19 protein-coding genes are annotated in these 23349 nt (G+C 61.7%); 14 read left to right on the forward strand and 5 right to left on the reverse strand.

The features are described 5' to 3' along the window. Window positions 1-40 precede the first annotated feature (40 nt). The 7 genes from CRO75_RS19415 to CRO75_RS19445 all read left to right on the forward strand — a co-directional run bounded on the left by CRO75_RS19415 (window position 41) and on the right by CRO75_RS19445 (window position 7852). Window positions 41-556, forward strand: coding sequence for a DUF2059 domain-containing protein (locus tag CRO75_RS19415; protein WP_009045024.1), 516 nt, complete (start codon window positions 41-43; stop codon window positions 554-556). 12 nt (window positions 557-568) lie between these two features. Continuing rightward, on the forward strand, window positions 569-868 hold the full coding sequence (locus CRO75_RS19420) for a BolA family protein (protein ID WP_009050178.1): 300 nt from the start codon (window positions 569-571) through the stop codon (window positions 866-868). Between the two features lie 101 nt (window positions 869-969). Continuing rightward, on the forward strand, window positions 970-1911 hold the full coding sequence (locus tag CRO75_RS19425; protein ID WP_038577054.1) for a rhodanese-related sulfurtransferase: 942 nt from the start codon (window positions 970-972) through the stop codon (window positions 1909-1911). Between the two features lie 36 nt (window positions 1912-1947). Beyond that, window positions 1948-2550 (forward strand): DsbA family protein, encoded by a 603-nt coding sequence (locus tag CRO75_RS19430; RefSeq protein ID WP_172963034.1) that lies wholly within the window; start codon window positions 1948-1950, stop codon window positions 2548-2550. Further along, the gene (locus CRO75_RS19435; RefSeq protein ID WP_009045020.1) at window positions 2543-4357 is read left to right on the forward strand and encodes an ABC transporter ATP-binding protein; all 1815 of its coding nucleotides are present in this window, start codon (window positions 2543-2545) and stop codon (window positions 4355-4357) included. Before CRO75_RS19430 ends, CRO75_RS19435 begins: the two co-directional genes overlap by 8 nt. A gap of 204 nt (window positions 4358-4561) precedes the next feature. Continuing rightward, window positions 4562-7021 carry an EAL domain-containing protein gene (locus CRO75_RS19440; RefSeq protein ID WP_097137556.1) on the forward strand — a complete coding sequence of 820 codons (2460 nt, stop codon included), beginning with the start codon at window positions 4562-4564 and terminating at the stop codon, window positions 7019-7021. Window positions 7022-7066: 45 nt separating this feature from the next. Continuing rightward, a complete protein-coding gene (locus tag CRO75_RS19445) occupies window positions 7067-7852 on the forward strand; it encodes an iron-containing redox enzyme family protein (protein WP_092417400.1) in 786 nt (261 codons plus the stop codon). A 37-nt stretch (window positions 7853-7889) separates the two neighbouring features. Here CRO75_RS19445 and CRO75_RS19450 read toward each other — a convergent pair whose 3' ends face one another. From CRO75_RS19450 to CRO75_RS19470, 5 genes are all read right to left on the reverse strand, one after another. Then, on the reverse strand, window positions 7890-8816 hold the full coding sequence (locus tag CRO75_RS19450) for a GGDEF domain-containing protein (protein WP_097137559.1): 927 nt from the start codon (window positions 8814-8816) through the stop codon (window positions 7890-7892). Window positions 8817-9182: 366 nt separating this feature from the next. Next, window positions 9183-9923, reverse strand: coding sequence for a YciK family oxidoreductase (locus CRO75_RS19455; protein WP_097137561.1), 741 nt, complete (start codon window positions 9921-9923; stop codon window positions 9183-9185). 38 nt (window positions 9924-9961) lie between these two features. After that, on the reverse strand, window positions 9962-10633 hold the full coding sequence (gene mupP, locus CRO75_RS19460) for an N-acetylmuramic acid 6-phosphate phosphatase MupP (protein ID WP_092417398.1): 672 nt from the start codon (window positions 10631-10633) through the stop codon (window positions 9962-9964). Window positions 10634-10637: 4 nt separating this feature from the next. Further along, the gene (gene ubiG / locus CRO75_RS19465) at window positions 10638-11336 is read right to left on the reverse strand and encodes a bifunctional 2-polyprenyl-6-hydroxyphenol methylase/3-demethylubiquinol 3-O-methyltransferase UbiG (RefSeq protein ID WP_007932212.1); all 699 of its coding nucleotides are present in this window, start codon (window positions 11334-11336) and stop codon (window positions 10638-10640) included. A gap of 64 nt (window positions 11337-11400) precedes the next feature. Further along, window positions 11401-12732 (reverse strand): TRZ/ATZ family hydrolase, encoded by a 1332-nt coding sequence (locus CRO75_RS19470; RefSeq protein WP_092417397.1) that lies wholly within the window; start codon window positions 12730-12732, stop codon window positions 11401-11403. 108 nt (window positions 12733-12840) lie between these two features. Between CRO75_RS19470 and mtnA the strand changes: the two genes are divergently transcribed. From mtnA to cmk, 7 genes are all read left to right on the forward strand, one after another. Beyond that, a complete protein-coding gene (mtnA, locus tag CRO75_RS19475) occupies window positions 12841-13917 on the forward strand; it encodes an S-methyl-5-thioribose-1-phosphate isomerase (RefSeq protein WP_092417396.1) in 1077 nt (358 codons plus the stop codon). Window positions 13918-14272: 355 nt separating this feature from the next. Next, window positions 14273-16942, forward strand: a complete 2670-nt coding sequence (gene gyrA / locus CRO75_RS19480; protein ID WP_087092374.1) for a DNA gyrase subunit A — start codon at window positions 14273-14275, stop codon at window positions 16940-16942. 64 nt (window positions 16943-17006) lie between these two features. Then, window positions 17007-18092, forward strand: a complete 1086-nt coding sequence (serC, locus tag CRO75_RS19485) for a 3-phosphoserine/phosphohydroxythreonine transaminase (RefSeq protein ID WP_097137649.1) — start codon at window positions 17007-17009, stop codon at window positions 18090-18092. Then, window positions 18092-19186 carry a prephenate dehydratase gene (gene pheA / locus CRO75_RS19490; protein WP_009045010.1) on the forward strand — a complete coding sequence of 365 codons (1095 nt, stop codon included), beginning with the start codon at window positions 18092-18094 and terminating at the stop codon, window positions 19184-19186. Before serC ends, pheA begins: the two co-directional genes overlap by 1 nt. A gap of 10 nt (window positions 19187-19196) precedes the next feature. Then, on the forward strand, window positions 19197-20309 hold the full coding sequence (gene hisC, locus CRO75_RS19495; RefSeq protein WP_097137563.1) for a histidinol-phosphate transaminase: 1113 nt from the start codon (window positions 19197-19199) through the stop codon (window positions 20307-20309). Window positions 20310-20337: 28 nt separating this feature from the next. After that, window positions 20338-22545, forward strand: a complete 2208-nt coding sequence (locus CRO75_RS19500) for a bifunctional prephenate dehydrogenase/3-phosphoshikimate 1-carboxyvinyltransferase (RefSeq protein WP_097137564.1) — start codon at window positions 20338-20340, stop codon at window positions 22543-22545. Continuing rightward, complete coding sequence (cmk, locus tag CRO75_RS19505; RefSeq protein WP_009045007.1) at window positions 22542-23231, forward strand: (d)CMP kinase; 690 nt, start codon at window positions 22542-22544, stop codon at window positions 23229-23231. The genes CRO75_RS19500 and cmk overlap by 4 nt, the downstream gene beginning before the upstream one ends. Window positions 23232-23349 lie beyond the last annotated feature (118 nt).

The following is a 23349-nucleotide window of genomic DNA, read 5'->3' on the forward strand; positions in this document are numbered from 1 at the left end:
CCCTTGGGGTTATACCTCGCCTGCTAGAAAAGGAAACTCGATGACTCGTCTTCGTGCCATCTGTACCGCGGTTGCTCTGGTTTGCGCCAGCGGCCAGGTGCTTGCCGATACCGCCAGCCACAACGCCAGTGCCGAAGCTTTCCTGACCCTGGCGCACGCTGACAAGCTGGGCACTCCGGTGTACATGCAAGTGCAGCAAATGTTCGCTCAGCGTTTTGAACAGACCAAAGCCCCAGAGTCGAAAAAAGCCGTGCTGGAAACCTACCAGGCCAAGGCCAACGCCGCCCTGGACCAGGCCATCGGCTGGAACAAGCTGAAGCCGGACATGGTCAAGCTCTACACCAGCAACTTCAGCGAATCCGAGCTCAAGGACCTGGTGGCGTTCTACCAGTCGCCGCTGGGCAAGAAAGTCCTGGAAAAAATGCCGCAGCTGACCCAGCAATCGGCCCAGATGACCCAGGCCAAGCTGGAAAGCGCGGTACCGGTAGTCAACAAGCTGCTGGCCGACATGACCGCCGAACTCGAGCCTAAGGCGGCACCGGCGAAGAAGAAGTAAGCGGAGCCAGGAATGACCATGCAACAACGTATCGAATCGGCACTGGGCGCATTGCAGCCTGAGCATTTGCAGGTGCTGGATGAAAGCCACATGCACAGCCGCGGCCTGGAGACCCACTTCAAGGCCGTGCTGGTCAGCGAGCAGTTTGCCGGGCTCAACAGCGTCAAGCGTCACCAGAAGGTCTACGCGACCCTGGGCGAGCTGATGGGCCAGTTCCATGCGTTGGCGCTGCATACCTACACGCCGCAAGAATGGGCGAAGATTGGCGTGGCCCCGGCCTCGCCGACCTGCGCTGGCGGCAGCAAGCATTAACCACAGGTTTTTTGCTAGAATCCGCAACGCGCCGCTCAGTCGGCGCGTTTTTTTTGCATCCGGTTCACCCTTTACGAGGGTAGCCACCTGGAGAATTACCCATGACACAACCTATTGTCGTGGCGGCACTGTATAAGTTCGTCACCCTCGAAGATTATGTTTCCCTGCGCGAACCGCTGCTCAACGCGATGCTCGACAACGGCATCAAGGGCACCCTGCTGATCGCCGAAGAAGGCATCAACGGCACCGTTTCCGGCAGCCGCGAAGGCATCGACGGGCTGCTGGCCTGGCTCAAGAACGACCCGCGCATGGTCGACATCGATCACAAGGAATCGTACTGCGACGAGCAGCCGTTCTACCGCACCAAGGTCAAGCTCAAGAAAGAGATCGTGACCCTGGGCGTGCCCGGCGTCGACCCGAACAAGAAGGTCGGCACCTATGTCGAACCGCAGGACTGGAACGCGTTGATCAGCGACCCGGAAGTGCTGCTGATCGACACCCGTAACGACTACGAGGTTTCGATCGGCACCTTCGAAGGCGCCATCGACCCGAAGACCACCAGTTTTCGCGAATTCCCCGACTACATCAAAGCCAACTTCGACCCGAGCAAGCACAAGAAAGTCGCGATGTTCTGCACCGGCGGCATTCGTTGCGAGAAAGCTTCGAGCTACATGCTCAGCGAAGGCTTCGGCGAGGTCTTCCACCTCAAGGGCGGTATCCTCAAGTACCTCGAAGAGGTGCCGCAGCAAGAGAGTAAATGGCAGGGCGACTGCTTCGTCTTCGATAATCGGGTGACCGTGCGTCACGACCTCAGCGAAGGCGACTACGATCAATGTCATGCCTGCCGCACGCCGGTAAGCGTCGAGGATCGCGCCAGCGAGCACTATGTGCCGGGTATCAGTTGCCCGCACTGCTGGGACACGCTGAGCGAGAAAACCCGCCGCAGCGCCATCGACCGGCAGAAGCAGATTGAACTGGCCAAGGCTCGCAACATGCCGCATCCGATCGGTTACAACTACAAGCAATCTTCTTCCGAGGCCTGAGCCATGTCTGCCCGCCTGCTCTATGTGATGGACCCGATGTGTTCGTGGTGCTGGGGCTTCGCTCCAGTGGCCGAGGCCCTGGTCGAGCAGGCGCGGGCCGCGGGCGTCGAGTTGCATCTGGTGGTGGGCGGCCTGCGGACCGGCAGTGGCTCGGCACTGGAGCCGACCACCCGCCGCTATATCCTCGAACACTGGCAGGCGGTCACCGAGGCCACCGGCCAGCCGTTCAAGTTCGAGGGCGCCTTGCCCGACGGTTTTGTCTATGACACCGAGCCTGCGTGCCGCGCCATCGTCACGGCGCGCAGCCTGGCGCCGGATTGCGCCTGGAAACTTTTGCGGCTGATCCAGCGGGCTTTTTACGTCGAAGGCCGGGATGTCACTCGCGCCAGCGTTCTGGTGGAACTGGCCGAGGAAGCGGGCGTACCGCGCATCGAGTTCGCCGAGGCGTTCGATCGCGCCGAGCAGCATGCCGCGACCGCCGCCGATTTCACCTGGGTCCAGGACCTGGGGATCGCGGGCTTCCCGACGATGCTGGCCGAGCGCAATGGCCAGCTGGCCTTGTTGACCAATGGCTACCAGCCCCTGAGTGAGCTGTCTCCACTGCTCGGCCGCTGGCTGGAGCGTGCCGCCTGTGCGTGATCCACAAGCGCCGGAACCCGTCGATCGCCTGAGCTGGGCGCAAGTCCGCCGGCTGGCACTGCAGCATAAAAAAGCCCTGTGGATCGCCAATGGCGTGGCCGTCCTGGCGACGCTGTGCAGCGTGCCTATCCCGTTGCTGCTGCCGCTGTTGGTGGACGAAGTGCTGCTGGGGCATGGCGATGCCGCGCTGAAGGTGATGAACCACGCCTTGCCCGCGGGCTGGCAGAGCGCCGCCGGCTACATCGGCCTCATGTTGCTGATCACCCTGATGCTGCGTTGCTCGGCGCTGCTGTTCAACGTGCTGCAGGCCCGGTTGTTTGCCGGGTTGGCCAAGGACATTGTCTATCGCATCCGTCTGCGGCTGATCGAGCGCCTCAAGCGCATTTCCCTGGGCGAGTACGAAAGCCTGGGCAGCGGTACGGTGACGACTCACCTGGTCACCGACCTCGACACCCTCGACAAGTTTGTCGGCGAAACCCTCAGCCGTTTTCTGGTGGCCATGCTCACGCTGGTGGGCACTGCGGGCATCCTGATGTGGATGCATTGGCAACTGGCGCTGCTGATCCTGTTGTTCAATCCCCTGGTGATCTACGCCACGGTGCAGTTGGGCAAGCGGGTCAAGCACCTGAAAAAGCTCGAGAACGACAGCACCTCGCGTTTCACCCAGGCCCTGACCGAAACCCTGGATGCGATCCAGGAAGTCCGCGCGGGCAACCGCCAGGGCTTTTTTCTCGGCCGTCTTGGCCGGCGTGCCCAGGATGTGCGGGACTACGCGGTGGCTTCGCAATGGAAGAGCGATGCCTCCAATCGCGCCAGCGGGCTGCTGTTCCAGTTCGGTATCGATATCTTCCGTGCGGCGGCCATGCTCACCGTGCTGTTTTCCGATCTGTCCATCGGCCAGATGCTGGCCGTATTCAGCTACCTGTGGTTCATGATCGGCCCGGTGGAACAACTGCTGAACCTGCAGTACGCCTACTATGCCGCCGGTGGCGCGTTGTCGCGTATCAACGAGCTGCTGTCGCGGGCCGACGAGCCGCAGTATGCCGGCGGTGTCGACCCGTTCCAGGGGCGCGAGACCGTGGGTATCGAAGTCAGCGGCCTGAGTTTCGGCTACGGCGACGAACTGGTGCTAGACCAAATGAACCTGTCGATCGAGCCGGGGGAGAAGGTGGCGATCGTCGGCGCCAGCGGCGGCGGCAAAAGTACCCTGGTGCAGCTGTTGCTGGGGCTCTACACACCACAGGCGGGTGTGATTCGTTTTGGCGGCAAGACCCAGCAGGAAATCGGCCTGGAAACCCTGCGGGAAAACGTGGCGGTGGTGTTGCAGCATCCGGCGCTGTTCAACGACAGCATCCGCGCCAACCTGACCATGGGCCGCGAGCGCAGCGACGAAGCCTGTTGGCGGGCGTTGGAAATTGCCCAGCTGGACTCGACGGTCCGCGCCCTGGCCAACGGCCTGGACAGTGTGGTTGGCCGTTCCGGCGTGCGTCTGTCTGGCGGCCAGCGCCAGCGCCTGGCAATCGCGCGGATGGTCCTGGCCGAACCCAAGGTGGTGATCCTCGACGAAGCTACGTCCGCGCTGGACGCCGCCACCGAGTACAACCTGCACCAGGCGCTGACGCGTTTCCTCCACGGCCGGACCACGCTGATCATTGCCCACCGCCTGTCCGCGGTAAAACAGGCGGATCGGGTTCTGGTGTTCGATGGCGGGCAGATTGCCGAAGATGGCGACCATCAGCAGCTAATTGCCGACGGCGGCCTTTACGCCAAGCTTTACGGGCATTTGCAGCAAGTCCAGCGACCTTGAGTTTTATCCGGTTTTCTGTGCTTAGTGCTTGAATTCTCTGGTGGAAATGACCCTCCTGGGACGCGGCCCTGTCGCGTCTCGACTGGCAGCGTGCTTGAACGTCATGGCCTGTGCGTTCGAGGCGGCGGAAATTAGCCTAGTCTGTGCTGTCAGGAGCGGTATTTTCTCGGGTGTTCATCTGGCAGTGCTTATGCAAGGGACCTCATGAAGCAAAAGCGGACTCTCGGAACGCCACGGTTATTGGGCATCGTCTGGCCATTTATTGCGGTGGTGTTGTTTCAAGCGCTGTTGGGTGGCCTCAGCTTATATGTCCTTTCGGCGGTACGTGTTTACGTTGCCGGGGAGAGTCTTTGGTCCAAGGGCCAGAAGGACGCCATCTACTACCTCAATCTCTACGCCGACAGCCGCGACGAATCTATCTTTCTGAAGTACCAGAACGCCATTGCCGTGCCTCAGGGCGGGCATGAGCTGCGGGTCGCGCTGGATCAGCAACCGCCCGACCTGAATGCTGCGCGGGCGGGGATTCTCAAGGGCGGCAACCACCCAGACGACAGCGACAGCGTGATCTGGCTGTACCTGAACTTCCGCCATTTCAGCTACCTGGAAAAAGCCATCGACCTGTGGACCGTGGGCGACAGTTATCTGGTGCAGCTCGACAGCGTGGCCCATGAAATGCACCGCAGCATTACGCGCAACCAGGCCTCCGAAGCCGATATCCAGCGCTGGAAGAACCAGATTTTCGCCATCAACGATGGCGTGACGCCTGCGGCCAAGGCTTTCAGCGATGCGCTGGGCGAGGGCTCGCGGGTCATCCTGCGGCTGTTGCTGATCACCAACCTGGCCACCGCGCTGGGGCTGATTGTCCTGGCCTTGCTGCGCACCCATAAGCTGCTGGCCCAGCGTCATGAATTCGCCAGCGCCCTGCAGTTGGAAAAGGAACGGGCGCAGATCACCCTGCAATCCATTGGCGACGGTGTCATCACCACCGACGTGGACGGCGCCATCGCCTACATGAACCCGGCCGCCGAGGAAATGACCCACTGGAAGGCTGAACAGGCGGTGGGACTGCCGCTGGCGGCCTTGTTCAACCTGCTGGACGAAAATGCCCAGGCCGACGGCTTCACCCTGATCGAGCACATTCTCAGCGGTCAGCTCAGTGGTGGCAGCGAGCACTCGAAGCTGATCCAGCGCCTGGATGGCAGCACGGTGTCGGTGACCCTGGTCGGCGCGCCGATCCAGAATGCCGGCAAGGTCAGCGGTACGGTGTTGGTGCTGCACGACATGACCCAGGAGCGCCAATACATCGCCAATCTGTCCTGGCAGGCGACCCACGACGCCTTGACCGGCCTGGCGAACCGTCGCGAGTTCGAATACCGCCTGGAGCAGGCATTGCACAGCCTGAGCCGGCAACCGGGGCGGCACGCCCTGATGTTCCTCGATCTGGACCAGTTCAAGCTGGTCAACGATACCTGCGGCCATGCGGCAGGGGACGAGTTGCTTCGGCATATCTGCGCCTTGCTCCAGTCGGGCCTGCGCGAGGGCGATACCCTGGCGCGCCTGGGGGGCGATGAGTTCGGCATCCTGCTGGAGAACTGCTCGCCGGAAGCGGCGGAAAAGATCGCCGAAGGCCTGCGCCAGACGGTGCAGAACCTGCATTTTGTCTGGAAAGGCCGGCCCTTCGTCACCACGGTCAGCATTGGCCTGGTGCATGTGGCGCAAACCCCGACCACCCTCGAAGCATCACTGCGGGCAGCGGACATGGCGTGCTACATGGCCAAGGAGAAAGGGCGCAACCGGGTCCAGGTCTATCACGCGGACGACTCGGAGCTGTCCCTGCGGTTCGGTGAAATGGCCTGGGTACAGCGCCTGCACATGGCCCTGGAGGAAAACCGCTTCTGTCTTTATGCCCAGGAAATAGCCGCCCTGGGTCATGTGGACCGGCTCGGCGGGCACATCGAGATTCTGCTGCGCCTGCACGACGAGGCCGGGCGGATGATCCTGCCCGACAGCTTTATCCCGGCCGCCGAGCGTTACGGTCTGATGACCTCCCTGGACCGTTGGGTGGTGGAGAATGTGTTCAAGATCATCGCCGAATGCATCCGCGAGGAGCGCGAAGGGCCCCTGGCGATGTGTGCGATCAATCTGTCGGGCGCGACCATCGGTGACGAGGCTTTCCTGGACTTCCTGCGCGAGCAGTTCATCGTCCACGGTGTGCCACCGGACCTGATTTGTTTTGAAATCACCGAGACCAGCGCTATCTCCAATCTCGGTAGTGCGATTCGATTTATCAACGAGCTCAAGGGCTTGGGCTGTCACTTTTCGTTGGATGACTTTTGTGCGGGAATGTCGTCATTCGCTTATCTCAAACATTTGCCTGTAGACTTCCTCAAGATCGATGGAAGTTTTGTAAAGGATATGCTGGACGACCCGATCAATCGCGCGATGGTCGAGGTGATCAACCATATCGGTCATGTGATGGGCAAGTGTACGATTGCCGAGTTTGTCGAAACACCGCAGATTGAGCAGGCATTGTTGGAGATTGGCGTGGATTACGCTCAGGGCTACCTGATCGAGCGCCCGCAACTCTTCACCTGCGACAGTCTGCAGTGCCGGCCTTCGCGACCACAGCCTCTGTTATTCAAGGCTCCTGGCACGTTCCGTTGAATCTCTCGCTGATCCGTACCATCACCATCAAAAGGAGCCCCGACAGTGATCGACGCATTCAACAGAACCGGTCCGCTCATGGACGCTGCAAGCTATCCGGCCTGGGCCCAGCAGCTGATCCAGAATTGCAGCGAGAGCAAGCGCCGCGTGGTCGACCACGAACTGTACCAGCGCATGCGCGACAACAAGCTCAGTAACAAAACCATGCGCCAGTACCTGATCGGCGGCTGGCCGGTTGTCGAGCAATTCGCCCTATACATGGCGCAGAACCTGACCAAGACCCGCTTCGCCCGTCACCCCGGGGAAGACATGGCGCGGCGCTGGCTGATGCGCAATATCCGGGTCGAGCTCAATCATGCCGATTACTGGGTGAACTGGAGCCGCGCCCATGGCGTGAGCCTGGAAGATCTGCAGGCGCAGCAAGTCCCACCGGAGCTGCACGCCCTGAGTCATTGGTGTTGGCACACCAGCTCCGCCGACTCATTGATCGTGGCGATCGCTGCGACCAACTACGCAATCGAGGGGGCCACGGGGGAGTGGTCGGCGCTGGTCTGCTCCTCCGGCGTGTATGCGGCGGCCTTTCCCGAAGAAGAGCGCAAGCGGGCGATGAAGTGGCTGAAAATGCATGCCCAGTACGACGATGCGCATCCTTGGGAGGCGCTGGAAATCATCTGTACCCTGGCTGGCATGAAGCCGAGCAAAGCCTTGCAGGGCGAGCTGCGCCAGGCGATCTGCAAGAGTTATGACTACATGTACCTGTTCCTGGAGCGTTGCATGCAACAGGAAAAGACCCCGGCGGCCCGTGAGCGGATGGCGCTGGTCGAAGGTTGAATGGCGGCCTCCGATGGAGGCGGCCCCAGCCATTCTCTCAGCCGGCCATCGCCAGGCGGTTGCGGCCTTCGCGCTTGGCCACATACAACGCGCTGTCCGCACGGCGCAGCAGGCTCTCGGCTGATTCCCCCGGCAGCAGGGTCGAGCAACCCAGGCTGACCGTCAGCTCGATCAACTTGCCATCCGCCCAGTAGTCCTTGGCCTGGGCCGCCTGGCGCAGCCGTTCTCCCACCATGGCGGCGGCATCGCGGCCGGTATTGGACAGCAGGATCAGGAACTCCTCACCGCCAAAACGAAACACCATGTCGACGTTGCGCAACTGCGCCTTGATGGCCGCGGCAACAGCCTTGAGCACTTCATCGCCGGCGCTGTGGCCGTGGTTGTCGTTGATTCTCTTGAAGTGATCGATATCCAGCATCAGCAGCGACAGTGGGTGCAGGTGGCGGCGGGCCATTTCGATTTCCCGTTGCAGCGTCTGGTCCATGGCGATCCGGTTGCCGGTATCGGTCAAAGGGTCGCGCAGGGCGCTACGGGTCGCGGCCCGATAGAGCAGGGCGTTGCGCATCGGATAAAGCAGGGTGGACAGCAGGGATTCCAGATGGCCCTGTTCCTGGTCGCTGAAACGCTGATTGCGCCGAAATACCAGCTCGCCCATGGTCTCGCCTTCATGGCTCAGGCTGTAGCTGATGGAGTGGTGGCCGCGCTGGCCGAACTCCAGGCGCAGGTCGCTGGGCTTGTGCTGGTAAACCAGGGCATCCAGGGGCACAAGGCGTTGGGTTTCGCGGAAGAACAGGCCGAGAATGCGTTGCGGTTCCAGGCTGGTCTGTAATTGCAGGCTCAGTTGCTGGCGCAACTGGACAAGGCTGACCGGGCGTTGCAGGAGTGGTGACTGCTGGCCAAAGCCCAGGCGTTGCAATTTGGCGCTATCGAAGTCAATTGCGTTGGTCTGGGTCGGTATTTTCATATGGCGTGAGCCCCTGGGCACGTAATGCAGTCTTGCTGGCTGGGTGAGAGCGGCTCATGGCTGCACGTCATACTGTTCCATCAGTCCCGTAGGACAAGCGATCACAGTCTAATCCGCTTTACGGGCCGTTATAAGCCCCGACTCGATCGTCGCTGAGTTTCGCCAATACACTGCCTATTTGAGGGAGATGAGAGCGAAAGTCATGCCATTCGCTTCATCCGAGTAAAATGCTTTTGAATTCAGCGGGTTGGCTGACAGTGCCAAGGCTTGGTGTGGCGCAGGGTGGCATTTGTCTGGCGATGACAGGGTGGAAGACTGCCAGGAAAGGAGTGCCACGACGGTATTCCGCCGCGGCCAAAGAACGGATTACTGGGCGTCGAATGCCTGGCCGTTGATCCCGGTACTGTCCGGCCCCATGAGGTACAGGTAGACCGGCATGATCTCCTCGGGGGCCGGGTTGTTGCTCGGGTTTTCCCCTGGATAGGCCTGGGCGCGCATGCTGGTGCGGGTGGCGCCCGGATTGACACTGTTGGCGCGCACCGGTGCGACACCGTCGACTTCGTCGGCCAGGGTTTGCATCAGGCCTTCGGTGGCGAACTTCGAAACGCCATAGGCACCCCAGTAGGCACGGCCCTTGCGGCCAACGCTGCTGGAGGTGAACACCACCGAGGCGTCCTGGGACAGCTTGAGCAGCGGCAGCAGGGTACTGGTCAGCATGAACATGGCGTTGACGTTGACTTGCATCACCCGCATGAAGTTCTCGCCCGACAGCTGTTCCAGCGGCGTGCGCGGACCAATGATCGAGGCATTGTGCAGCAGGCCATCGAGGTGACCGAACTCGGCTTCGACCATGGCGGCCAGCTCGTCGTACTGGTGCGGCAGGGCGGTTTCCAGGTTGAACGGAATCACCACCGGCTGAGGATGGCCGGCGGCTTCGATCTCGTCATAAACCTGGGTCAGGTTGGCTTCGGTCTTGCTCAGCAGCAATACGGTGGCGCCGTGGGCGGCGAAGGTCTTGGCGGCAGCGGCGCCGATGCCGCGGCCGGCGCCGGTGACCAGAATGACCCGATCCTTGAGCAGTTCGGGGCGGGCGGAATAATCAAACATAAAAACCTCGGGAAATCAGAAGCGAAAGCCTGGGCCGGTCAGCAGCTGCACAGCGCCTGGTCCAGGACCTGGCGCAGTTCCAGCGGATGGTCGACCACCACGTCGGCGCCCCAGTGCTTGGGATTGTCGTCCGGATGGATGTAACCGTAGGTCACGGCGGCGGTCCTGGTGCCTGCATCGCGGCCCGATTCGATGTCGCGCAGGTCGTCGCCGACGAACAGTACGCTGGCCGGGTCGAGGTCGAGCATCTTGCACGCCAGGATCAATGGTTCCGGATCGGGTTTGCTGTTCTTCACGTGATCCGGGCAGATCAGCAGGGCGGAACGTTCCGCCAGGCCCAACTGCTGCATGATTGGCTCGGCAAAGCGCACCGGCTTGTTGGTGACCACGCCCCAGAGCAGATTGGCCTTCTCGATATCGGCCAGCAGCTCGGCCATACCCTCGAACAGCTTGCTGTGCACTGCGCAATGCTTGAGGTAGCGCTCCAGAAACTCCAGGCGCAGCTCCTCGAAACCCGGAGATTCCGGGTCCATCGAGAAGGTCACGGCCACCATCGCCCGGGCGCCACCGGAGATTTCGTCACGGATATGTTTGTCCGCGATTGGCGCCAGGCCTCGGTCGGCGCGCATGGCCTGGCAGATGGCGATGAAGTCCGGCGCAGTGTCGAGCAGGGTGCCGTCCATGTCGAAGAGAACTGCTCTGATACGCATGGGCTTATTCCTCCCGCAGGGTCTGGATCATGTAGTTGACGTCGACGTCGGCGGCCAGCTTGTAGTGCTTGGTCAGCGGGTTGTAGGTCAGGCCGATGATGTCCTTGACGGTCAGGCCGGCGTCACGGCTCCAGGCGCCCAGTTCGGAAGGCCGGATGAATTTCTTGAAGTCATGGGTGCCGCGCGGCAGCAGCTTCATGATGTATTCGGCGCCGATGATGGCGAACAGATAGGCCTTCGGATTGCGATTGATGGTGGAGAAGAACACCTGGCCGCCGGGCTTGACCATGCGAAAGCACGCTCGGATCACCGAGGACGGGTCTGGTACGTGCTCGAGCATTTCCAGGCAGGTGACGACGTCGAACTGCTCGGGCATTTCCTCGGCCAGGGCTTCGGCGGTGATCTGCCGGTATTCGACGTTCACCCCTGACTCCAGTTGATGCAGCTGTGCCACTGCCAGCGGGGCCTCGCCCATGTCGATGCCGGTTACCGTGGCGCCGCGCTGGGCCATGGCTTCGCTGAGGATGCCGCCGCCGCAACCGACGTCGAGGACTTTCTTGCCGGCCAGGTTGACGCGTTCGTCAATCCAGTTGACCCGCAGCGGGTTGATATCGTGCAGCGGTTTGAATTCGCTCTCGCGGTCCCACCAGCGATGGGCGAGGGCTTCGAATTTGGCGATTTCGGCGTGGTCGACGTTACTCATGGGTAATCCTCTGAATCTGGAAAATTCTGGCTGTCGGTCTCGAGCCAGGGCTCGAGGGTTCCTGCTATTCGGTATGGCCGCTGATACGCCGGCCCCAGGCTGTCGCCGTGGCGTGCAGCTGTTGTTCGTCCAGGCGCGTCAGGCGCCGGTCGTCGAGCAATTGCTTGCCGGCGACCCAAAGGTGTTTCACGCAATCGCGGCCGGTGGCATATATAAGCTGCGAAACCGGGTCATAGATCGGTTGCTGCGCCAGGCCGGACAGGTCGAAGGCCACCAGGTCCGCGGCCTTGCCGAGTTCCAGCGAGCCGATCTCGCTCTCCAGGCCCAGGGCCCGCGCGCCGTTGAGGGTGGCCATGCGCAGCGCCTGGTGGGCATTCAGGGCGGTGGCCGAGCCTGCCACGGCCTTGGCCAGCAGTGCGGCGGTGCGGATTTCGCCGAGCAGGTCCAGGTCGTTGTTGCTGGCGGCCCCGTCGGTGCCTACCGCGACATTGACGCCAGCCTGCCACAGCCGTTCCACCGGGCAGAAGCCGCTGGCCAGTTTCAGGTTCGACTCCGGGCAATGAATGACATTGCTATTGGTTTCTACCAGCAAAGCCAGGTCGTCATCGCTGATTTGGGTCATGTGTACGGCCTGGAAGCGCGGCCCGAGCAGTCCCAGTCGCGCCAGGCGGGCCAGGGGCCGCTCGCCGTGCCGAGCGACGGCCTGTTCCACCTCGAAGGCGGTTTCATGGACATGCATATGAATGGAGGCATCGAGTTCTTCGGCAATGATCCGGATCTTCTCCAGGTTTTCGTCGCCGACCGTGTAGGGCGCGTGGGGGCCGAAGGTGATCTTGATGCGCGGATGATGCTTGAGATCGCTGAACAGCTCGACGCCCTGGCGGATGGCCTCGTCGGCGCTGTGGGCGCCCGGAATCGGAAAGTCGAGGACCGGAATGGCGATCTGCGCCCGAATGCCGCTGTTGTGCACGCGCTCGCTGGCAACCTTCGGAAAGAAGTACATGTCGGAAAAGCAGCTGATGCCGCCTTTGAGCTGTTCGGCGATGGCCAGGTCGGTACCGTCGCGGACGAAGGCTTCATCGACCCATTTGGCTTCGGCGGGCCAGATGTGGTTCTCCAGCCAGGTCATCAATGGCAGATCGTCGGCCAGGCCGCGGAACAGGGTCATCGCCGCGTGGCCGTGGGCGTTGATCAGGCCAGGGCTGAGCAGCATGCCCGGCAACTCGCGGACCTCGGCCGCCTGCAGCTTCAAGGCCGCGGTGCGCGGGCCGATGAACACGATGCGGCCGTCGCGGATACCCAGGCCGTGCTCCTTGAGCACCACGCCGGCCGGTTCAACAGGCACCAGCCAGGTCGGCAACAGGAGTAGGTCGAGCGCAACGACAGGGTTCGGCATCGAAGATCGGTTCCAGGGCGTTTGTGGAGGATGGCGAAGTATACCCGAGCGTCTTCGCCGGGGGCTCGCTATAATCGGCCGCTTTTGTTCATGAGTGCGGGGTGAGGGATGCGCGATCGACTGTTGGCAGCGGAGAAGGTGAAGGCCATCGATTGGCGGGATGACGCCCTGTATCTGCTCGATCAGCGTATTTTGCCCTTCGAAGAAAACTGGATCGCCTACACCAGTGCAGCCGGCGTCGCACAGGCCATTCGCGAAATGGTAGTGCGTGGCGCGCCGGCGATCGGTATCAGTGCCGCGTATGGCGTGGTCCTGGCGGCGCGCGCGCGTTTTGCCGCCGGCGGTGACTGGCAGGCGGCGATGGAAGAAGACTTCGCTCTGCTCGCCGATTCGCGCCCGACCGCGGTCAATCTGTTCTGGGCGCTGAACCGCATGCGTGAACGCCTGGAGCGCCTCAAGGGCCACGTCGACCCGCTGGCGGTGCTGGAGGCGGAAGCCCTGGCCATTCATGAAAGCGACCGCGAAGCCAACCTGACCATGGCCCAGCTGGGTGTCGACCTGATTCGCCGGCATCAGGGCAATGCCCAGGCCATCCTGACCCACTGCAACACCGGCGCCCTGGCGACTGGCGGCTTCGGAACGGCCCTGGGGGTGATTCGCGGGGCCTTTATCGAAGGTATGGTCGAGCGGGTGTATGCCAATGAAACCCGTCCCTGGCTGCAAGGCTCGCGGCTGACTGCCTGGGAGCTGGCCAACGAAGGCATCCCGGTGACCCTGAATGCCGACTCCGCTGCCGCGCACATCATGAAAACCAAGGGCGTGACCTGGGTGATCGTTGGCGCCGACCGCATTACCGCCAATGGCGATGTGGCGAACAAGATCGGCACCTATCAGCTGGCGGTCAATGCAATGCACCACGGCGTGCGTTTCATGGTGGTCGCACCGAGTTCGACCATCGACATGGCCCTGGCCAGTGGCGAAGACATTCCGATCGAGGAGCGTGATGGCAAGGAGCTGCTCGAGGTCGGCGGCAAGCGGGTAGGGGCGGATGTGGAGGCCTACAACCCGGTATTCGACGTCACCCCGGCGGACCTGATCGACGCCATCGTCACCGAGAAAGGCATAGTCGAGCGTCCCGACACCGCGAAAATGGCCCAATTGATGTGCCGCAAGCGCTTGCACTGAGATCGTTTTGCAAAAGGTTTCGCTGACGGCTGCCGTGGGGTGGTCGTCAGTCCGGGAAAAAATCCGCATTTACGCGCGAATTCAGCCTCTGAGCTTCTCTCGTCTCTTATCAGCCTGTCACCGGTCAACTAACTATGCTCCATGCGCATCAGGGGGATAGGTGCGTGGCGGCGATTGTGATAACATCCGGCGGTTTCCAAGGTGGTCCGAAGTGACCGCCTTCACTGCGCAAATCCATGGCATAACTTGTTGATTTGTCGTAAGTCGGTGCATGGCACTAGGCCTGCAGCGGCGAGCTTCGTTCGTCCCATATGGATGTGACGAAGTTTCACCAGAAAAAGGAATCAGGCTTCTCATGGGCGAACTGGCCAAAGAAATCCTCCCGGTCAATATCGAAGACGAGCTGAAACAGTCCTATCTCGACTACGCGATGAGCGTAATCGTCGGGCGGGCACTGCCTGATGCGCGCGATGGCTTGAAGCCCGTGCACCGGCGTGTGCTGTACGCGATGAGCGAGCTCGGTAACGACTGGAACAAGCCGTACAAGAAATCTGCCCGTGTTGTCGGTGACGTGATCGGTAAGTATCACCCGCACGGTGATACCGCGGTGTACGACACCATCGTTCGTATGGCCCAGCCATTCTCCCTGCGCTACCTGCTGGTAGACGGCCAGGGTAACTTCGGTTCGGTCGACGGCGACAACGCGGCGGCCATGCGATACACCGAAGTGCGCATGACCAAGCTGGCACACGAGCTGCTGGCCGACCTGCACAAGGAAACCGTGGACTGGGTGCCGAACTACGACGGCACCGAACTGATCCCCGCGGTCATGCCGACCAAGATCCCCAACCTGCTGGTCAACGGTTCCAGCGGTATTGCCGTGGGCATGGCGACCAACATTCCGCCGCACAACCTCGGCGAAGTCATCGACGGTTGCCTGGCCCTGATCGACAACCCGGAGCTGACCGTCGATGAGCTGATGCAGCACATCCCGGGCCCGGACTTCCCGACCGCGGCGATCATCAACGGTCGTGAAGGCATCATCGAAGCCTACCGTACCGGTCGCGGGCGCATTTACATGCGTGCCCGCTCGATCATCGAGGACATCGACAAGGTCGGCGGCCGCCAGCAGATCGTCATCACCGAGCTGCCTTACCAACTGAACAAGGCGCGCCTGATCGAGAAGATCGCCGAGCTGGTCAAGGAGAAGAAGCTCGAAGGCATCACCGAGCTGCGCGACGAGTCCGACAAGGACGGTATGCGCGTGGTGATCGAGCTGCGCCGTGGCGAAGTGCCGGAGGTGATCCTCAACAACCTCTACGCCCAGACCCAGCTGCAGAGCGTGTTCGGTATCAACATCGTTGCGCTGATCGACGGTCGTCCGCGGATCCTCAACCTGAAGGACTTGCTGGAAGCCTTCGTGCGTCACCGCCGTGAAGTGGTGACCCGTCGTACCGTGTTCGAACTGCGCAAGGCTCGTGAGCGTGGCCATATTCTCGAAGGCCAGGCCGTTGCCCTGTCGAACATCGACCCGGTCATCGCCCTGATCAAGGCATCGCCGACCCCGTCTGAAGCCAAGGAAGCGCTGATCAGCACGCCTTGGGAATCCAGCGCGGTGATGACCATGGTCGAGCGTGCCGGCGCGGATTCCTGCCGTCCGGAGAACCTCGATCCACAATACGGTCTGCGCGACGGCAAGTACTTCCTGTCGCCGGAGCAGGCGCAAGCCATCCTGGAATTGCGTCTGCACCGCCTGACCGGCCTCGAGCATGAAAAGCTGCTGGCCGAGTACCAGGAGATCCTCAACCAGATCGGCGAGCTGATCCGCATCCTCAACAGCGCCACGCGCCTGATGGAAGTGATCCGCGAAGAGCTGGAAGTGATTCGCGCCGAATACGGCGATGTGCGTCGCACCGAGATCCTCGATGCCCGTCTCGACCTGACCCTGGGCGACATGATCCCGGAAGAAGAACGTGTCGTGACCATTTCCCACGGCGGCTATGCCAAGACCCAGCCGCTGGCTGCTTACCAGGCCCAGCGTCGTGGCGGCAAAGGCAAGTCGGCAACCGGCGTCAAGGATGAGGACTACATCGCTCACCTGCTGGTGGCCAACAGTCACACCACGCTGTTGCTGTTCTCCAGCAAGGGCAAGGTCTACTGGCTGAAAACCTACGAAATCCCCGAGGCGTCCCGTGCCGCCCGCGGTCGTCCGCTGGTCAACCTGCTGCCGCTGGATGACGGTGAATACATCACCACCATGCTGCCGGTCGAGGAATACACCGAGGGTCACTACATCTTCATGGCGACCGCCAACGGCACCGTGAAGAAGACCCCGCTGGAATCCTTCAGCCGTCAGCGCAGCGTCGGTCTGATCGCGCTGGAACTGGACGAGGGCGATGTGCTGATTTCCGCCGCGATCACCGATGGCGAGCGCGAAGTCATGCTGTTCTCCGATGGCGGCAAGGTGACTCGCTTCAAGGAGTCCGACGTTCGTGCCATGGGCCGTACTGCCCGTGGTGTGCGCGGCATGCGTCTGCCGGAAGGGCAGAAGCTGATCTCCATGCTGATCCCGGAAGAAGGCAGCCAGATCCTCACCGCTTCGGCGCGGGGTTATGGCAAGCGCACGGCGATCACCGAGTTCCCTGAATACAAGCGTGGCGGTCAAGGCGTTATCGCCATGGTCAGCAACGAGCGCAATGGTCGCTTGGTCGGAGCGGTCCAGGTGCTCGACGGCGAGGAAATCATGCTGATTTCCGACCAGGGCACCCTGGTGCGCACCCGGGTCGATGAAGTGTCCAGCCTGGGCCGTAACACCCAGGGCGTGACCTTGATCAAGCTGGCCAGCGACGAAACGCTGGTAGGCCTGGAGCGGGTTCAGGAACCGTCCGAAGTCGAAGGCGACGAATTGGAAGACGAAGATGGCGAGGTGCTCGAGGGCGCCGTGCTGGATGCGGCGACCGACTCGGATGATGCCGTCGAAGGCCAGCAGGCTGACGCCGCAGGCGAAGAAGAGTCGCAAGACTAAATAAATCGTAGCAGGGCAGAGTGTTTGCTCTGTCCGCTACCGTGAATGCATAGCGAGAGTGGATGTGAGCAAACGAGCCTATAACTTCTGCGCAGGTCCCGCTGCGCTACCTGAAGCTGTCCTGTTGCGTGCCCAGGCCGAATTGCTGGATTGGCATGGCAAGGGCCTGTCGGTCATGGAGATGAGCCATCGCAGCGATGAGTTCGTCTCCATCGCCACCAAGGCCGAGCAGGATCTGCGTGATCTGCTGAATATCCCCTCGAACTATAAAGTGCTGTTTCTGCAAGGCGGCGCCAGCCAGCAATTTGCTCAGATCCCGCTGAACCTGTTGCCGGAAAATGGCACGGCCGACTATATCGACACCGGTATCTGGTCGCAGAAAGCCATTGAAGAAGCCTCGCGCTACGGCCATGTCAATGTGGCTGCCACCGCCAAGCCTTACGATTACTTCGCCATCCCTGGCCAGAACGAATGGCAGCTGTCGAAAGACGCGGCCTACGTGCACTACGCGCCGAACGAAACCATCGGTGGCCTGGAATTCCAGTGGATCCCGGAAACCGGCGACGTTCCGCTGGTGGCCGACATGTCTTCCGACATCCTCTCGCGCCCTGTGGATATCTCCCGTTTCGGCATGATCTATGCCGGCGCGCAGAAAAACATCGGCCCGAGCGGCATCCTGGTCAATATCGTTCGCGAGGACCTGCTGGGTCGCGCGCGCGCACTGTGCCCGACCATGCTCGATTACAAGGTCGCGGCGGACAACGGCTCGATGTACAACACTCCGCCGACTCTGGCCTGGTACCTGTCCGGCCTGGTGTTCGAGTGGCTCAAGGAGCAAGGTGGGGTGGAAGCCATCGCTAAGCTCAATGACGTCAAACAGCGCACCCTGTACGACTTCATCGACGCCAGCGGCCTGTACAGCAACCCGATCAACAAGTCGGACCGTTCGTGGATGAACGTGCCGTTCCGCCTGGCCGATGACCGTCTGGACAAGCCGTTCCTGGCCGGCGCCGACGCGCGTGGTCTGCTGAACCTCAAGGGGCACCGTTCGGTAGGCGGCATGCGCGCCTCCATCTACAACGCCGTCGACATCAATGCGGTCAATACGCTGGTGGCGTACATGGCAGAGTTCGAGAAGGAACACGGCTAATGTCTGAGCAAGAACTCAAGGCACTTCGCCTGCGCATCGACGCTCTGGACGAGAAAGTCCTGGAGCTGATCAGTGAGCGCGCGCGCTGCGCCCAGGAAGTCGCGCGAGTAAAGATGGCCTCGCTGGCCGAAGGCGAAGTGCCGGTGTTCTATCGTCCTGAGCGTGAAGCTCAGGTGCTCAAACGGGTGATGGAGCGCAATCAGGGGCCGTTGGGCAACGAAGAGATGGCGCGGCTGTTCCGTGAAATCATGTCGTCCTGTCTGGCGCTCGAGCAGCCGCTGAAAGTGGCTTACCTCGGTCCGGAAGGTACCTTCACCCAGGCCGCGGCCATGAAGCACTTCGGTCACGCGGTGATCAGCAAGCCAATGGCGGCGATCGACGAAGTGTTCCGTGAGGTGGCGGCGGGAGCGGTGAACTTTGGCGTGGTGCCTGTGGAAAACTCCACCGAGGGTGCGGTCAACCACACCCTCGACAGTTTCCTGGAGCACGACATGGTGATCTGCGGCGAGGTTGAGCTGCGTATCCACCACCATCTGCTGGTCGGTGAAAACACCAAGACCGACAGCATCAGCCGCATCTACTCCCATGCCCAGTCCCTGGCGCAGTGCCGCAAGTGGCTGGATGCCCATTATCCGAATGTCGAGCGGGTGGCGGTTTCCAGCAACGCCGAGGCGGCCAAGCGGGTCAAGGGCGAGTGGAACTCGGCGGCCATCGCCGGCGATATGGCAGCGAGCCTGTATGGCTTGACCCGTCTGGCCGAGAAAATCGAGGATCGCCCGGACAACTCCACGCGCTTCCTGATGATCGGCAACCAGGAAGTGCCGCCGACCGGTGACGACAAGACCTCGATCATCGTTTCCATGAGCAACAAGCCCGGCGCTCTGCATGAGCTGCTGGTGCCGTTCCATGACAACGGTATCGATCTGACGCGTATCGAAACCCGGCCTTCGCGCAGCGGCAAGTGGACCTATGTGTTCTTCATCGACTTCGTCGGCCACCATCGCGATCCACTGATCAAGGGTGTGCTGGAAAAGATCAGTCAGGAAGCAGTGGCACTCAAGGTGCTGGGTTCCTACCCGAAAGCGGTTCTCTGAGGCTTTAACAATGAGTGGCGACTTCCTCGCTCTGGCTCAGCCAGGCGTGCAACAACTTTCGCCTTACGTTCCGGGCAAGCCCGTGGACGAACTGGCACGCGAGCTGTATATCGATCCGGCGAAAATCGTCAAGCTGGCGAGTAACGAAAATCCGCTGGGCGCCAGTCCCAAGGCGCTGGCGGCGATTCGCGAAGAGCTGGCCGAGCTGACCCGCTATCCGGATGGTAATGGTTTTGCGCTTAAGACCCTGCTGGCCGAGCGCTGTGGCGTCGAGCTGGCGCAGGTCACCCTGGGCAATGGTTCCAACGACATCCTGGAGTTGGTCGCCCGCGCCTATCTGGCGCCTGGCCTGAATGCGGTGTTCAGCGAACACGCCTTTGCGGTCTATCCGATCGTTACCCAGGCCGTGGGCGCCGAAGCTCGAGTGATTCCGGCCAAGGACTGGGGCCATGACTTGCCGGCCATGCTGCAGGCCATCGATGCCGATACCCGAGTGGTCTTTATCGCCAACCCGAACAATCCGACCGGCACCTGGTTCAGCGCCGAGGCGCTGGACGATTTCCTCCAGGACGTACCGGCGCATGTGCTGGTGGTGCTGGACGAGGCTTACATCGAATACGCCGAAGGCAGCGACCTGCCGGATGGCCTGGATTTCCTGGCCGCCTATCCGAACCTGCTGGTTTCGCGAACCTTCTCCAAGGCCTATGGCCTGGCTGCGTTGCGCGTGGGTTATGGCTTGTCGACTCCGACCGTTGCCGATGTGCTCAATCGCGTTCGCCAGCCCTTCAACGTCAACAGCCTGGCCCTGGCGGCGGCGTGTGCGGCGTTGCAGGACACCGATTACCTGGCCGAGAGTCGTCGCTTGAACGAGGCGGGCATGCATCAGCTGGAAGCCGGCTTCCGGGAGCTGGGCCTGAGCTGGATCGCTTCCAGGGGCAACTTCATTGCGGTGGATGTCGGGCGGGTTGCCGCGCCGGTGTTCCAGGGTTTGTTGCGTGAAGGGGTAATCGTGCGTCCGGTGGCCAACTATGGCATGCCGAATCACCTGCGCGTGACCATTGGCCTGCCGGCTGAAAACACCCGTTTCCTCGAGGCTTTGGCCAAGGTTCTGGCTCGTGGTTGATGTCATTCCAGTGCAACCTGCGGTGCCTATGATCGGTCGCCTGGTGGTGGTCGGTCTGGGACTGATCGGCGGTTCCTTTGCCAAGGGGCTGCGTGAAAGTGGCGTATGTCGCGAAGTGGTCGGTGTCGATCTCGATCCACAATCGCGCAAGCTGGCCGTTGAGTTGGGTGTGGTGGATCGCTGTGAAGAAGACCTGGCGCTGGCGTGCCAGGGCGCTGACGTGATCCAGCTGGCGGTGCCGATTCTGGCCATGGAAAAGCTACTGGCGATTCTGGCTGGCATGGATCTGGGGCAGGCGATCCTGACCGATGTCGGCAGCGCCAAGGGCAATGTAGTGCGGGCGGCGACCGAGGCCTTTGGTGGCATGCCGCCGCGCTTCGTCCCGGGGCATCCGATCGCTGGTTCCGAACAGAGCGGGGTGGAAGCCGCCAATGGCCAGTTGTTCCGTCGCCATAAGGTGATACTGACTCCGCTGGAGCAGACCGACCCGGTAGCGCTGGCGGTGGTCGACAAGCTCTGGCGAGAGCTGGGGGCGGATGTCGAGCATATGCAGGTCGAGCGCCACGATGAGGTGCTGGCCGCGACCAGTCATCTGCCGCACTTGCTGGCGTTTGGTCTGGTCGATTCGTTGGCCCAGCGCAGTGAAAATCTGGACATCTTCCGCTACGCTGCGGGCGGTTTCCGTGATTTCACGAGAATCGCCGGTAGTGATCCGGTCATGTGGCACGACATCTTCCTCGCCAATCGCGAAGCTGTCCTGCGCACACTCGATACATTTCGCAATGACCTCGACGCCTTGCGCGACGCGGTTGATGCAGGGGATGGGCACCAGTTGTTGGGCGTATTCACTCGCGCCCGGGTTGCTCGCGAGCATTTCAGTAAAATCCTGGCCCGTCGGGCCTATGTGGACGCTATGAACTCCAATAACCTGATTTTCCTGGCAAATCCTAGTGGCCGCCTGACTGGGCGGATTCGTGTACCAGGCGACAAGTCGATTTCTCACCGTTCGATCATGCTCGGCTCCCTGGCTGAAGGTACTACCGAAGTCGAAGGCTTCCTCGAGGGCGAGGACGCCCTGGCGACGCTGCAGGCTTTCCGTGACATGGGCGTGGTGATCGAAGGTCCGCACCATGGTCGCGTGACCATCCATGGCGTCGGCCTGCATGGCTTGAAGCCTGCTCCGGGCCCGATCTACCTGGGCAACTCCGGCACCTCGATGCGTCTGCTGTCCGGTCTGCTGGCCGCGCAGAGTTTCGATAGTGTGCTGACAGGCGACGCGTCGCTGTCCAAGCGTCCGATGAATCGCGTAGCCAATCCGCTGCGCGAGATGGGGGCGGCCATTGAAACCGCAGCGGAAGGGCGTCCGCCGATGACCATCCGTGGTGGCCACAAGCTCAAGGGCTTGACTTACACCATGCCAATGGCCAGTGCCCAGGTTAAGTCCTGCCTGCTGTTGGCTGGCCTGTACGCCGAAGGCAAGACCACTGTGACCGAGCCTGCGCCAACCCGCGATCACACCGAGCGCATGTTGCGCGGCTTCGGTTACCCGGTGGCGGTCGACGGCGCCACGGCTTCGGTCGAGTCCGGCGGCAAGCTGCAGGCGACCCATATCGAAGTGCCTGCGGATATCTCCTCGGCGGCCTTCTTCCTGGTGGCTGCGTCCATCGCCGAAGGTTCCGAGCTGGTGCTCGAGCATGTTGGTATCAACCCGACTCGCACCGGGGTAATCGATATCCTGCGCCTGATGGGGGCTGATATCAGTCTGGAAAACCAGCGTGAGGTCGGCGGCGAACCTGTGGCGGACCTGCGGGTTCGCGCGGCGAAGCTCAAGGGGATCGAGATTCCGGAGGAGCTGGTCCCGCTGGCGATCGACGAATTCCCGGTGCTATTCGTTGCCGCAGCCTGCGCCGAAGGGCGTACCGTGCTGCGTGGCGCCGAAGAGCTGCGGGTCAAGGAGTCCGACCGCATCCAGGTGATGGCCGATGGTTTGCTGGCCCTGGGCGTCAAGTGCGAGCCGACGCCGGACGGTATCATCATCGATGGCAGCCAGATTGGCGGCGGCGAAGTGCACGGGCATGGCGATCACCGTATCGCCATGGCTTTCAGCGTGGCTTCATTGCGTGCCAATGCGCCAATCCGCATCCATGACTGCGCTAACGTTGCCACGTCCTTCCCGAACTTCCTTGCGCTATGTGCACAAGTCGGCATTCGTGTTGCGCAAGAGGCCCAGTCGTGAACATCAAGGCGCCAGTCATCACCATCGATGGGCCAAGCGGCTCGGGCAAGGGCACCATTGCCGGGATTCTGGCCAAGCGCCTGGGCTGGTGCCTGCTGGATTCCGGTGCCCTGTACCGCTTGCTGGCTTTTGCCGCGCGCAATCATGGTGTCGACCTGACCAATGAGGAGTCGCTGAAACTGCTGGCGGCTCATCTGGATGTGCAATTCGTCGGAGCGACCGAAGGTCATCCGCAACGCATCATTCTGGAAGGTGATGACGTCACCGACGACTTGCGCAACGAGCAGGTCGGCGCCTGGGCCTCCCAGGTTGCGGCGCTGCCGGCCGTGCGCGATGCGCTGCTGCAGCGTCAGCGGGCTTTTCAGGAGCCGCCGGGGCTGGTGGCTGATGGGCGCGACATGGGGACAGTGGTATTTCCCGATGCGCCCCTGAAGATATTCCTCACCGCAAGTGCCGAGGAGCGCGCGCGTCGTCGCTACTTGCAGTTGAAGGGAAAAGTCGATGGTGTTAGTCTGTCGAGTCTGCTAGATGAGATTCGTGCGCGCGATGAGCGTGACACCCAGCGAGCAGTCGCCCCGCTCAAACCGGCGGTTGACGCGATACAACTGGATTCCACGGAGTTGTCCATCGAGCAGGTGCTGGAACGCATCCTGAGCGAAATCGCCATTCGCGATATCACCGGGTGACCAAGGAGGAGCGCAGGGGACCAGTCATAGTCCTGCGGTCCTTCTTTTATATGAACGTAACCCACATTGTCTGGGATGTGGCAGATGGGCGTATTCTTCGCCCTTATCAACAGGAATT

Origin of the sequence: Pseudomonas sp. LAMO17WK12:I10 (assembly GCF_900215185.1) — a bacterium.
Taxonomy (GTDB): domain Bacteria; phylum Pseudomonadota; class Gammaproteobacteria; order Pseudomonadales; family Pseudomonadaceae; genus Aquipseudomonas; species Aquipseudomonas chlororaphis.